General features: G+C 68.5%; 12 protein-coding genes and 1 tRNA gene. 5 read left to right on the forward strand and 8 right to left on the reverse strand.

All coding sequences use genetic code 11. The features are described from left to right. The 8 genes from metK to ACRSBM_RS17245 all read right to left on the reverse strand — a co-directional run bounded on the left by metK (position 1) and on the right by ACRSBM_RS17245 (position 8,985). Entirely contained in the window at positions 1-1,206 is a 1,206-nt protein-coding gene (gene metK, locus ACRSBM_RS17210; protein WP_434444417.1) for a methionine adenosyltransferase, read from the reverse strand. A gap of 895 nt (positions 1,207-2,101) precedes the next feature. Further along, positions 2,102-4,774, reverse strand: coding sequence for a hypothetical protein (locus ACRSBM_RS17215; RefSeq protein ID WP_434444418.1), 2,673 nt, complete (start codon positions 4,772-4,774; stop codon positions 2,102-2,104). Next, positions 4,771-5,235: a hypothetical protein gene (locus tag ACRSBM_RS17220; RefSeq protein ID WP_434444420.1), complete on the reverse strand. Its 465-nt coding sequence runs from the start codon at positions 5,233-5,235 to the stop codon at positions 4,771-4,773. Before ACRSBM_RS17220 ends, ACRSBM_RS17215 begins: the two co-directional genes overlap by 4 nt. Positions 5,236-5,331: 96 nt before the next feature. Beyond that, a tRNA-Leu gene (locus ACRSBM_RS17225) sits at positions 5,332-5,414 on the reverse strand. 244 nt (positions 5,415-5,658) lie between these two features. Then, entirely contained in the window at positions 5,659-6,264 is a 606-nt protein-coding gene (locus ACRSBM_RS17230; protein ID WP_434444421.1) for a response regulator, read from the reverse strand. Then, entirely contained in the window at positions 6,261-7,424 is a 1,164-nt protein-coding gene (locus ACRSBM_RS17235; protein ID WP_434444423.1) for a sensor histidine kinase, read from the reverse strand. Before ACRSBM_RS17235 ends, ACRSBM_RS17230 begins: the two co-directional genes overlap by 4 nt. After that, a complete protein-coding gene (locus ACRSBM_RS17240) occupies positions 7,397-8,104 on the reverse strand; it encodes an ABC transporter permease (RefSeq protein ID WP_434444424.1) in 708 nt (235 codons plus the stop codon). Before ACRSBM_RS17240 ends, ACRSBM_RS17235 begins: the two co-directional genes overlap by 28 nt. Continuing rightward, positions 8,101-8,985, reverse strand: coding sequence for an ABC transporter ATP-binding protein (locus ACRSBM_RS17245; RefSeq protein ID WP_434444426.1), 885 nt, complete (start codon positions 8,983-8,985; stop codon positions 8,101-8,103). Before ACRSBM_RS17245 ends, ACRSBM_RS17240 begins: the two co-directional genes overlap by 4 nt. A gap of 276 nt (positions 8,986-9,261) precedes the next feature. Between ACRSBM_RS17245 and ACRSBM_RS17250 the strand changes: the two genes are divergently transcribed. The 5 genes from ACRSBM_RS17250 (at position 9,262) to ACRSBM_RS17270 (ending at position 12,940) form a co-directional block, all read left to right on the forward strand. Next, a complete protein-coding gene (locus ACRSBM_RS17250; RefSeq protein WP_434444428.1) occupies positions 9,262-9,732 on the forward strand; it encodes a polyketide cyclase in 471 nt (156 codons plus the stop codon). A gap of 23 nt (positions 9,733-9,755) precedes the next feature. After that, a complete protein-coding gene (locus ACRSBM_RS17255; RefSeq protein ID WP_434444429.1) occupies positions 9,756-10,322 on the forward strand; it encodes a TetR/AcrR family transcriptional regulator in 567 nt (188 codons plus the stop codon). Next, positions 10,319-10,987 (forward strand): GAP family protein, encoded by a 669-nt coding sequence (locus ACRSBM_RS17260; RefSeq protein WP_434444431.1) that lies wholly within the window; start codon positions 10,319-10,321, stop codon positions 10,985-10,987. Before ACRSBM_RS17255 ends, ACRSBM_RS17260 begins: the two co-directional genes overlap by 4 nt. 58 nt (positions 10,988-11,045) lie before the next feature. Beyond that, a complete protein-coding gene (locus tag ACRSBM_RS17265; protein ID WP_434444433.1) occupies positions 11,046-12,203 on the forward strand; it encodes a PucR family transcriptional regulator in 1,158 nt (385 codons plus the stop codon). Between the two features lie 143 nt (positions 12,204-12,346). Next, a complete protein-coding gene (locus tag ACRSBM_RS17270; RefSeq protein ID WP_434444435.1) occupies positions 12,347-12,940 on the forward strand; it encodes a DUF6801 domain-containing protein in 594 nt (197 codons plus the stop codon). The last annotated feature ends 2 nt before the right edge of the window (positions 12,941-12,942 follow it).

A 12,942-nucleotide genomic window follows, 5' to 3' on the forward strand; every position in this document is an offset into this window, starting at 1 on the left:
TCAGCCTCCGTTCACGAGGTCGCGGAGGATGTCCGCGCGGTCCGTCGACTCCCACGGCAGGTCGATGTCGGTGCGGCCGAAGTGTCCGTACGCGGCGGTCGGGGCGTAGATCGGGCGGAGCAGGTCGAGGTCGCGGATGATCGCGGCGGGCCTGAGGTCGAAGACCTCGCTGATGGCCTGCTGGATCTTCTGCGGGTCCACGGTCTCGGTGCCGAAGGTCTCGACGAACAGGCCCACGGGGGCTGCCTTGCCGATGGCGTAGGCGACCTGGACCTCGACGCGGGTGGCGAGGCCCGCGGCGACGGTGTTCTTCGCCACCCAGCGCATCGCGTAGGCCGCGGAGCGGTCCACCTTCGACGGGTCCTTGCCGGAGAACGCGCCACCGCCGTGGCGGGCCATGCCGCCGTAGGTGTCGACGATGATCTTGCGGCCGGTCAGGCCCGCGTCGCCCATCGGGCCGCCGATGACGAAGCGGCCGGTCGGGTTCGTGAGCAGGCGGACGTCGGTCGTGTCGAGCGTGAGCTCGGCCAGCTCGGGGGCCACGACGTGCTCGCGCAGGTCGACGCCGAGGAGCTTCTCGAGGTCGATGCCGTCGGCGTGCTGCGTGCTGATGACGACCGTGTCGAGGCGCACGGGCTGGTCGCCCGCGTACTCGATGGTGACCTGCGTCTTGCCGTCCGGGCGCAGGTACGGGACGGTGCCGTCCTTGCGGACCGCGGTCAGGCGGCGCGAGAGGCGGTGCGCCAGCGCGATCGGCAGCGGCATGAGCTCAGGCGTGTCGGTGCACGCGTAGCCGAACATCAGGCCCTGGTCGCCGGCGCCCTGCTTGTCGATCTCGTCGTCGGCACCCTCGACGCGGTTCTCGAAGGCGGTGTCGACACCCTGCGCGATGTCCGGGGACTGCGCGCCGATGGCGATGTTCACGCCACAGGAGTTGCCGTCGAAGCCCTTCCGCGACGAGTCGTAGCCGATCTCGAGGATCTTCTCGCGGACGATCGTGGGGATGTCCGCGTAGGCCTCGGTCGTGACCTCACCCGCGACGTGGATCTGACCCGTGGTCACCAGCGTCTCCACGGCGACACGGGAGCGCGGGTCCTTGGCGAGCAACGCGTCCAGGATCGAGTCGCTGATCGCGTCACAGATCTTGTCGGGGTGTCCCTCGGTCACCGACTCACTCGTGAAAAGCCTGCTGCCGTGCTCACTCACAGCGCTACCTCCAGTTTTCGAATCCAGCCGGAGAGTGGCAGGACATGGTGCCCAAGCGGTACTTCGCGTTCCACTAGGTGGGTCCTGAACGGGCGACGAGAAATTCGCGGTACGGATCGAACAAGTCCCAGGCAACCGCCCCTGCCTTGCGCCGGAACCGAAGACATGACGTGCGCCCGCTAACGAACGGCACCATCTCGCTGCGGGTCGGATCGACGAAATGGAAATCGTGGCAGCACACTGGTCGGCGGAGAGCAGCTTCCGGGCGTCGTACCAGGCAGCGAGAGGGCTCGGCTGGTCATGCGGACAGCTGGTTCCAGCTGGTGTGCGGCGTCGAACGACTAGGCGTGAACGTACTTTCCCGATTTGCCTGGAACATCGCTGTGATCGCCGTCCTCATCGTCTCTTGGCCGCTCACGGCGGGCCTGGCGGACGCGACCGAGTACGCGAGCTCGCCCACCAGAAAGCGCAAACGAATGTTCACCAGGTATTGGCGCACCGGACCAAGTCCGCGCGCCGCAATCACGACTGCGGACGTCCACTGATGTTGAGAATGAAGTAACCGGTCTCATGATCGCGGCGCCTGCGAGCCCAGCTTGGCAGGCGATCGCGTCGGCCAGCATCTCGCCGACGGCCTCCTGCACTCGATCTCGAGCCAGCATCCTCCGCTTCGCCGTTTCCCCCCGGCCTGTCATCCACGTGGCAAAGACCACGCCTGAGCATGGCCACGGTCGATGTCCGCGACGCGCAGGCGGTGAACCGCTCATCGGCCCGGTCGAGATAGACGTGCCTCGTGACCGTGAAGCGTTGTCGAGGGCGGCGCTCGACTGGCCACACTCACCCCGACGATGAGCGACGCCTCGGCCGGGAAGGTGCCGGGGCGTCGCTCATCCGTCTAATGTGGCCGATACGTCACCTGACCGTCGTGCACCACCATGTCGATCTCCACCGAGCCCTTGCCCCGGTTGCCCACAGGCGCCAGCACCAGCGGGGGCTCGCCGGTTCCTTGGTGGATCACCACGTTGACGCCCAGACGGGTGGCGATCAGGTGCCCGGCCAGGTCGCGTGCGTTGCCCGCGCTCGTGTTCTCGTCCGCGTCGGAGTGCATTCTCCAGTTGGAGCTCTCGATGAGCGCGCCGGTGAGGTGTGCGGCCCGCACCGGTCTGGTGGCGGTGAAGTCGGCCACGGCCTGGCTCACCGCGACGGTGGTGGCAGCGCTGGTGAGCACCTGTGCCCGCAATGCCGCTGGGGCCTGCCGTACGACCACACCGACCGCCGCGTACAGGCCGTCCTCCGTGACCGGCGGTGGAACGGGCCTGTTGAGCACGTCGAGCGCCAGGTGCCGCAGGTGCCGCCGCGTCGCGCTGACGTGGTCGACGTGTGGATCGCGCCGACCCGGTTCTCCTGACACCGGACGCTCAGCCGAAGGGTCGTGGGCACGGTTGCCGAACATGCCTGTGAGGGCATCGAGGTGGTCCTGAGCTCCTCGGACGCCTTCTGCGGCGAGCGTCGTCAGTGTGTGCACGTCGCCGAATTCCGCGATCTTGGCGAGTGCGACGGGGTCTCCGTCCTGCGCGAAGGAGACGACGGCGTTGTAGGCGGGGCCCTTGCCGGTGGCGGCGTCGACGAGTGCGTGGACGTCGTTGTTCCCGGCCAGTGTCATGATCGCGTTGCCGTCGCCCCGCCCGGCGAGGTGCTTCAGCCCGGAGTGGGCCTCGTTCCCCTCGTCGGACAGCATCATCAGCCCAGGCACGTCCGCGTTCTCGACCATGACCGCGAGGGCGTCCGGGTCGCCGTCCTCGGCCAGGTCGCGGAGCACGAGACGTGCCTGGGAGTCGCCGTGGCGCGCCAGTTCGGCCGTGGCCCCCAGATGTCCGTCGACCGACAGGCTCCTGAGCATCTCCGCCGCGAGTTCGTTGGGAACAGGCTGGTGGGCGAGTTCGGACAGCGCTTGCACGGGTGTGCGGTCGCCGAGGTCCTCGTACTCGGTGTCGTCACCGATGCGTGCCAATCCGTCCAGTGCGTGCAGTTCGCCGTCGGACCCGAGATCGACCAGCACCTGGTGCGCGAGGACGTCGCCATCGCCGGCTCGCCTCGCGAGTTCGTCCAGGGAGTGCCGGTGTCCTTGCTCGGCGAGGGCGCTGATGGCGTCCAGGTCGCCGATGGCAGCGCGGGCGAACAGCGACTCGTCCGGTGCGGGGGCGTCGCCGTCCGGTGGCACGTACGACGTCTCCGGGACGATCTTCGTGGTGTCGGCGAGGTTTCGGGTGATCTGCCACAGCTCGCGTGGGCGCAGCACGGTGTCCGGCATCCACGACCGTGACATCAGGCCGCTGTCCTCGTCGCGCACGACGCGATTGGAGACTTTCGCGACCGCACTGCCGCCGGCTCCCCGGTGCCGCGCACCGGCCGGCTTGTCCTGGAACGAGGCGGAGGACTCGTAGGCGTCGTGCAGGGCGAAGCCGTAGTGGCCGAGTTCGTGCGCAGCGTCCTGCGGGTTGAGCCCGGCGCTCCACTGGTCGTGGAAGATCTGCTCCCTCTCCGGCCACACCCGGATGTGCTGGTAGGCCTGCGCAGGGTCGTCGGCGAACTCCACCCGGACGTGGAACTGGTCGCCGTCCGGCATCCGGTTGCCCTGGTTGTACATCCGGTCGACACCGCGCAGCGTGTTCCATTCGAGCTCTGCCACCTCGTTCGGTTCCACTCCGTCCTGGACGTCGAAGTGGACCTTGAGCGTGAACTCCTTGACCCACCGTCCGGGTTCGACCTCGATGCGGCGGACGTCGTGACGAACCGGAACCGTCTGAGCCCGCAGGTCCGGCCGCACGCGACCTTGCGCGTCGGTCACCAACGGCGAATCCGCGTCGATCGCGGTCAGCTCGGTCTCGACGTGGGTGAAGGTGCCGGGGGCGTCACTGCGCAGGTGTTCCCACTGATCGCGGTGCAGGGGGCGGGCGACCGGTTCCATCCAGTCCGCGGTCTTGCCGGGGAAGTGCCGCCAGGCCTCGTCGTCGAGCACGGTCCTCCGCGGTGCCGAGGGATCGCGTCCCGTCTCCGCGCCCCCGGATGCCGGTGGCTGTTCCGGGGGCGCGGAGACGGCGCCCCTGGTCCATCTGCTTGCCCGACAGGCTCGCCGGTTGCTGGGCTGCCGTCGTGGCTTGGCGACCTTGGCGGCCGGGTTGGAACGCTCGTCGATCAGCTCGTCGGCGACGGCGTGCCGGTAGAGGCAGCGCAGTGCGGCGATGAGGTGCTCGGCCGCCGAATTGCCGTTGCGGGTGTTGCGTCGGACGGTCAGGTTGGCCTTGATGTGCTGGACGAGCCGCTGGATGTCGGTCGGGGCGCGGTCGCTGAGCGAAATGTCCGCCCACTGGTCCAACACGCGGTTCCAGTACGGCGTGTAGGCGCGGCGGGTGCCGTCGCTGACCGCGGCGGCCACGACCGGGATGTACTCGCGGAACGTTGGTGCCGGCGGCCTCACGGAGTTGAGCAGGTCCTTGGCCGTCACGCCCATTCGATCGAGGACCAGGCGCGCGGCCGCGAGTTCGGCATGGGTCGGTGCGCTGGTCACGCGTCCTCACCACCTGGCAGGACGGGCAGAACCAGGTCGTCCAGGGCAGTGGGTGGGAACACCGTCACTGTTCGGTGATCGAGGTGAACCGTCAGGAGGACCCGGTCTCCTGAGCAGACGCCTGCCACGCGACGAGCGTCGGCAGGGAGTCGGAGATAGCCGTGTTTGGTCGGCCGAAAGAGGCCGTGCGGATCGGCGTTCACGACCAGGAGGCCGTGGTGTTCGCGGATACTCAGCCGGGTGGCGGCGTTCCAGGCCAGCGCTGCGGTGATGTAGCGATCAGCGACTCGTCCGCGGTCGTCGACGGTGGCCATCCGGTACAGGACGTTGGTCGCCCGAGGTGGTCGCGACGCCCGGACGGCTATAAGCGGAAGCGGCTGGCCAACTACGCGAGCCGACACGCCCGCGTCACTTTCTGACGCGGTGTCAGGAACGATCGGGCGGATGTAGGAGAACGTCATCGGACGCCACCTGAAAGTGGCACCGAGACGCAGAACAGGTGCTCAAGTGGACTTGAGCACCTGCCACGTGGATGTGGCAAATCTGCCACATTTTTGTGTCCGAGGGGGGACTTGAACCCCCACCCCCTTTCGGGGACTAGCACCTCAAGCTAGCGCGTCTGCCATTCCGCCACCCGGACGTATTCAGTTCTGCCGCGGCTCGCGCCGTGGTGTGCCTAGATTACATGATCGTCGACGCGCGCCAAAATCGGGGTCACGTGGGCACGTTCGCGCTGGTAGAGGTGGTGATCGCCGGTGGGTGCAGTGGACGGCTTGCGGCAGGCGGGGACCTGCGGATGGCGGTCGGGGTGGACAGGCGCGCAGAACAGTCGGAGCCGTTGACGTGGCCCACGTTCGCGCGAAGGGGTCTCGGCTGGTAGGGCCTTAGATCCAGCCTCGGGCCCTGGCGAAGCGGGCTGCCTCGTGGCGGTTGGAGGCGCCGGTTTTGCCGACGGCTGAGGAGAGGTAGTTGCGGACGGTGCCGGGGGAGAGGGAGGCGCGGCGGGCTATCTCGTCGATGGGGGCGCCTTCCAGGGCCAGTTCCAGGACGTCGGCTTCTCGTGGGGTCAGCGGGCTGTCGCCGGCGCTGATCGCTTCGGCGGCCAGGGCTGGGTCCACGTAGCGGCCGCCTGTGTGGACGGTGCGGACGACTGTGGCCAGGACGTCTGACGAGACGGTTTTGGGGAGGAAGCCTCGTACGCCTGCTGCTAGGGCTCGTTTGAGGTGGCCTGGGCGGCCGTGGCTGGTGACGATCATGGTGGAGCAGGCAGGGAGGTCGGTGGCCAGGGCTTGGGCTACCGAGACGCCGTCGAGGTCTGGCATTTGCAGGTCGATCACTGCCACGTCGGGGCGGACGACGCGGGCTGTGGCCAGGGCTTCTGCGCCGGTGGCGGCTTGGGCGACCACCTCGAGGTCGTCTTCCAGGGAGAGCAGTGCGGCCATCGCGCCGCGGATCAGGTGCTCGTCGTCGGCCAGGAGGATGCGGATCACGGGAGCTCCACGGTGAGGACGAAGCGGTTGGGAGCTTCCGGTGTGGCGGTGACGGAGCCGCCTAGGGCGGAGACGCGTTCGCGCAGGCCTGTCAGGCCGCTGCCGAAGCGGACGGACGAGGTGGTGACGCCGTCGTTGGACATGGTGAGGATCTTGCCGCGCAACGTGATCGTGCACGTGCGGGCCTCGCTGTGGCGTAGGACGTTGGTGACGCCTTCGCGGACGGCCCAGCCCAGGGCGCCGGCGGGTTCGCCGTCGAAGGTGACGTCGCCGATCACTCGGCAGTCGATGCCGGCGGAGGCGAGCAGCGAGCGGGCGCCGGCCAGTTCCACGGACAGGTCGGCGGTGCGGTAGCCGCTGACGACGGCGCGGAGTTCGTCGAGGGAGTCCTGGGCGATTTGGCGGACTTCCAGCATCTCGTCGATCGCGGAGTCACGGCCGCGGCGTGCCAGTTGGGCGGCGAGGTCGGCTTTCAGGGCCACGACGGAGAGGTTGCGGCCGACCACGTCGTGCAGGTCGCGGGCGAAGCGGAGGCGTTCCTCGGCCACGGCGAGGTTGGCGCGGACCTCGCGCGAGCGGTCCAGTTCCCAGATGAGGCCGACCATCCACAGTGTCGTGCGGAAGGCGAACGCGAGGAGCAGCAGCATGACGCTGGTGGCCAGCGCGTGGCCGGGCGGGGCGGTGATCAGCAGGAACACGCCGGCCACCGCGGCCGCCAGGACGAGGGTCCGTGGCCGGAGCAGTGCGGACAGGGTGGTGATCGTCAGCATCAGGAACAGGACCGCGACGCCGTTGGCGGGGCTGTCGGGCTTGCCGGGGAGCGGGTGCGGGAACGCGAGCTCCGCGGCGATCAGCACGACGCCGGTCAGCACCAGGACGACCACGAGCAGCCGCCGGGGGAACGGGACGTTGCCGAGGTGGTGCTCGATGCCGAGGTGGACCAGCCGCAGGCTCAGCAGGGTGTGGACCGTCACCGCCGCCACGATCGTGACGGCGGTGACGGTGCTGACCTCCTCGGCGATGCCGATGATGAGCAACGGTGGCAGGACCAGGTACGCGAGGTAGAACGTGGCGCGGACGTAGAAGTCGAACCGCGCCGCGTTGCTGCGGGACCGCCACCAGCCGAGCAAGCTCACCTCCGAGGATCCCAGCGGAACCACCGCTGCACAGCGTAGGTCCCGAGGGCGATCCACACCGCCAGAACGATCATCGGACGCAGCACCGGGCCGTCGGCCCACCCCGCCCGCAGCAGGTCGAGCACGGGCGTCAGCGGCAGGAGCCGGAGTGCCGACGCCACGTTCTCCGGCATCATCGACAGCGGGAACATCAGCCCGGAGCCGAGGACGCACGCGAGCAGCACCGGCAACGACGTCACCTGCGCCATCTCGACCGTCCGGGTGAACGCCGAGGACGCCGCCGCCAGCAACGCGAAGACGACGACTCCGCCGGCCACGCCGAGGAGGATGAACCACGGCCTCGTCGGCAACGAGATGCCCGTCATCACGCCGACGATCACCGAGAACAACACGATCTGTCCCAACGCCACCGCGACGGACGGCAGCGACGCGCCGAGGAGGATCTCCGGATCCGTCAGCTCGCCGACGCGCAGCCGTTTCAGCACCAGCTCCTCGCGCCGGGCCACGAAGGTGGTGACGAGGTTGTAGTACACCGCCATCACGATCACGAACCCCGTCAGGCCGACGACCAGCGGTACGCCGTCGGAGTCCACCGAGATCAGCAACGGCACGATCAGCAACGGCAGCAGCAGCGAGTTGAACAGCGCGGTCCGGTTGCGCCAGAACAACTTCAGCTCGGCCTGTCCCACAGCCACGGCCCTCATGCCGCCTCCTCCGCGATCGCCAGGAACGCCTCCTCGAGGGACGCCGACCGGGCGTCCAAACCAGACAGTGCGACATCGTTGTGGTGCGCCCACGCCAGCAGTTCGTGCAGGGTCTGTTGCAGGTCGTTGGTCCGCACGGTGACCCGCCCGGAGGAGTCGGCATCGGCTACGACGGGAAGCGCGACCCCAGTCGGCGGGACGAACGAGATGCGGGCCGGGTACGCGTCCACCACTTCGGACACGGTTCCCTGCGCGACGATCCGGCCGCGGTGCATGATCGCCAGCCGGTCGGCCAACTCCTGCGCCTCCTCCAGGTAATGCGTGGTCAGCAACACGGTCACGCCCTCGCGCAGGAGCGAGCGGATCAGCTCCCACGTGTTGCGCCGGCTCTCCGGGTCGAGTCCGGTCGTCGGTTCGTCGAGGAACAACACCTCGGGCTTTCCGAGTAACGCCAGCGCCAGGTCCAACCGGCGCCGCTCGCCCCCGGACAGCTGCTTCACCCGCACCGAGGCGCGGTGCCGCAGGTCGACGAGGGACAACGCTTCCTCGACCGGACGAGGTGACGTCAGCGTCCCCGCCCACATCTTCGTCGCCTCGGTCACGGTGAGGTCGGGCGGGAAACCGCCTTCCTGCAACATCACGCCCATCCGCGGCCGAACCGCCGCCCGTTCCTGGAACGGGTCGTGCCCGAGCACCCGCACCGACCCCTCCGCCGGGCGTGAGAGCCCTTCCACCACCTCCACCGTCGAGGTCTTCCCCGCACCGTTCGTGCCAAGCAGGGCGAACATCTCGCCGCGCTGCACGTCGAAGGACACGCCCCGCACAGCTTCGAACCCTCCGCTGTACCGGCGCGTCAGCCCCCGCACCTCGATCGCTGTCATGAGTTCACGATCTCCGGAAGAACGCTGGGCCGGCAGTGCCGGGACACATCAGTTCTCCATGACAGATGTCATGGCTGTCGTCCGGAAGGGCTTTCCGGCGGTGCCGTTGCGGACGTGAGACGGGTGTCTGTGGAGGCTCGGTCGTCCGGGAGACTCCTCCGCGGAGAGAGTGATCCAGGTCTCCTGCGTCGTGTTCCCCGTCCATGTCGATTTTCGGTCATCGCCTTCGACACAGCGGTGCAACCGCAATTACCGAACCGAAGGAGCAGGCGAACCATGGAGCAGGAACACGTCAGTGCGACGCTGGTTTTCCCCGTGCCGGCCGAGAGGGTGTTCGAGGTGCTGGCGGACCCGGCGACCCACGTGGCGATCGACGGCACGGGATGGGTTCAGCAGGTCGTCGACCCGGAACCGCTGGCCGAGGTGGGGCAGCTCTTCCGGATGGGCATGTACCACGTCAACCATCCAGACGGCGAGTACGAGACCGTCAACAAGGTGACGGTGTTCGAGAAGCCGCAGGCCATCGCCTGGATGACCGGATCCCGCAAAGACGGCGAGCTGGCGTTCGGCGGGTGGTTCTGGCGTTACGACATCAAGTCGCTGGGCTCGTCGGAAGCCGAGGTCACGCTCACCTACGACTGGACCGCGGTTCCGCCGTCCATCCGCGAGTACCTCACGTTCCCCGTGTTCGGTCCTGATCACCTCACCAACTCGCTGCGCAACCTGGCGGCGGCTTGCGATCGTTAGATTAAGGCCGTAATCTTACGATCGTGCCAAAACGCGCCGATCCCGCCGAACGGCGTCAGCAGGTGGTGGCCGCCCTGTACCGGGTGGTCGACGCCGAGGGGCTGGACGCGGCGAGCCTGCCCAGGATCGCGAAGGAGCTGAACGCCACCACGGGGCTGCTGCAGAAGTACTTCCGCAGCAAGGACGAGCTGCTGCTGTTCGCGCAGGACCAGCTGACCGTGGAGCTCACCGCGAGCGTGCGGGAGGTGCTGGGGCAAGAGGGGAGCCTCCAGGGCCGTCTGCACAAGGCGCTGTGTGCCATTGCGCTCGTGGGTGATGCGGCGCGCGCACGGGTGTGGCTGGCGTTCGCTGCTCGTGCGGCGGCGAATCCTGTGTTGCTCCAACGGCATGTGGAGGGCGCGCGGGAGATCAGGGATCTGTGCCGGCACGTGCTGGATGCGGCGGGTCTGGACGGCGGGGAGGTCGCCGGGCTCGCCGCGCTGGTGGACGGGGTGACGGCGCAACGCGCCCTGGAGCCGGACGTGATGACGGAGGAGGTGGCGGAGCGGGTGATCGCGCGCCACCTCGAACGGTTGTGGGGGAGTGCATGACACTGGGACTGGTCGCGGCGCTGGCTGGGCTTGCGCTGCTGGACTCGACGAGCATCGGGACGCTGTTCATCCCGATCTGGCTGATGCTCACGCCGGGGCGGTTGCGGCTCAGCCGGTTCGCCGTCTACCTCGGCACGATCACGGTCTTCTACTTCGCGGTCGGGGTGCTGATCGTGCTCGGCGCCTCGCAGGTGATCGAGCACCTCGACAGCAAGGTCGCGCTGTGGATCCAGCTGGTGATCGGCGTGTTCCTGTTCGTGGTCAGCTTCCGGTTCGACAGCAAGAAGAAGCCGGACACGGGGAAGTGGCGCAACCGCCTCAACGCCAACGGGTCCGCGCCGGCGCTCGCGGGTGTCGCGGTGCTGGCCGGTGTGGTCGAGCTCGCGACGATGCTGCCGTACCTCGGCGCGATCGGGATGATGAGCGCCGCCGAGCTGAACCCGGGCCAGATCGGGCTCCTGCTGGCCGGGTACTGCCTGGTCATGATCGTGCCGGCGGTCCTGCTGCTCGGCGGCAGGCTGGCGTTGCGGGCGAGGATCGAGCCGTTCCTCACGAGGATCAGCAACTGGTTCGCGGAGAAAGGTGCGGGGGCGACCGGCTGGATTCTCGGCATCGCCGGGTTCCTGGTCGCACGTGATGCCGTCGCACGGCTGTTCTTCGTGTGAACCATTTGGTCCGGTTGGTTGAACGACCCGGTTTCGTTTTCCTCCTACACTCGCGAGGATGACTCAGCTGGACGATCCGCGCGGATCGGTCCCGCGCGAGCTGGCGCCATTGCTCCGAATGGAAGTGGCACCCGTTTCGGTGAGCATTTTCGAGGCGATCGAGGAATCGATTCCGGAATACAGCAGGTTTCGCGAGAACGTGGTCGACGGAATACGGCAGGCGCTGGTGAAGTTCGTCGACCGGGTCGCCGCGCCGGAGACGGAACCGGACCCGCACGACGACATCCACCGCAAGCTCGGCGCGTGGGAGTTCAAGTCCGGCCGCAGCCTCGACAGCCTGCAGGCGGCCTACCGGATCGGCGCGCGGGTGGCGTGGCGGCACGTCTGCGGGTTCGCCGAGCGGCGGGAGCTGTCGCTGCACCTCATGTCGGTGCTGGGCGAGGCGATGATCGCCCACGTCGACGAGCTGGTGAGCCTGTCGGTCGAGGGGTACGCGGCCGCGCAGGCGAGTGCGGCGGGGACGCTGGAACGCAAGCGGCGCAAGCTGATGGAGCTGCTCGTCGGCGATCCACCGGGCAACTGGCAGGTGGTGCTGGACGCGGCGCGGGCGGCTGCCTGGCCGATGCCCGACCGGCTGAGCGCGGTGGCGCTGGAGCCGTCCGCCGCGCCCGTGGACGACCTGCCGGCCGACGTGCTGGTCGACTTCGAGGACGCCGCGCCGTACCTGCTGGTGCCGAACCCGGTCGCGGTCTCCCGCTGGCTGCGCGAGGCACTGCCGGGCTGGCGGGCGGCGGTCGGGCTCCCGGTCGCCCCCGCCGAGGCGCGCAGGTCGCTGGCCTGCGCCCGCCGGGTTCTCACGCTCGGCAGGAAGAAGGTGCTGCCGGACCGCCCGGTGCTCGACTGCTCCGACCACCTCGTCGAACTGACCGTGCTCGCGGACGAGTTCCTGGCCCGGCAGCTGGCCGAACGGGCGCTGGCGCCGCTGGCTCCGCTCACCGACCGGCAGCGCGGGAAGCTCACCGAGACGTTGCTCGTGTGGCTGTCGGCACGGGGCGGCGCGCCCGAGGTCGCCGCACGGCTGAAGGTGCATCCGCAGACAGTTCGCTACCGCGTGAACCAGTTGGACGAACTGTTCGGCGACCGAATGCACGACGCCGGGCAGCGGTTCACCCTCGAACTGGCGCTGCGCGCGCACTATTTGTTGCGGCGCGACTGACAAATCGCGGGAACTCAATTCGTACGCGGATGACAAAAGAGGGTTTTTACTTGCCTCGCGGAATGTGGGGTGGTTACTTTACTGGCGAGTAAAGCAACACCGCCTTCTTGCAGTTCAATGTCGTACTCAGGAGGTCCCTGCAGATGAAGACCGGACTATTCGCGCGCGCCGCCGCCTGCGTTCTGGTCGCCGGAGCGCTGAGCGTGGCGACGGCCGGCACGAGCTCCGCCGCGACCGCCGAGCTGAGCATCACCTACTCCTGCGAGTTCTCGATCGCCGGCACGCACGACATGCCGTCCGTGGTCAGCTCGCCGAACGTACCGGACTCCGCCGCCGTCGGGGTGCCGACCGCGCCGGCCTCGGCGACGGTGATCACGACCGTGTCGGACGACGTCCGCAACACGCTGTGGTGGATCGGCGGCCGTTCCGTCGACGGCACGATGACCACGAACATCGCGGTGGACAACGCCGGCACCGTCCAGAACCTGACGTCGACGCTTACCATCCCGAACACGCCGGTGCCCTCCTCGGGCTCGTTCCAGGTCGTCGCCACCGGCACGTTGCCGGCGCTGACGCTGGCCAACGCCGGCACGACGTCGATCAACCTCGGCGCAGCGAACCTCGCCCTGACCCCGCGCTACGCGAACGGCGACCCGACGTGGATCGGCGTCGTGCACGTCCCGTGCACGGTGAAGCCCGGCCAGGTCACCAAGTTCCACGAGTTCCAGGTGGCGTAGTC

It is taken from the genome of Lentzea xerophila (assembly GCF_051094245.1).
GTDB lineage: Bacteria > Actinomycetota > Actinomycetes > Mycobacteriales > Pseudonocardiaceae > Lentzea > Lentzea xerophila.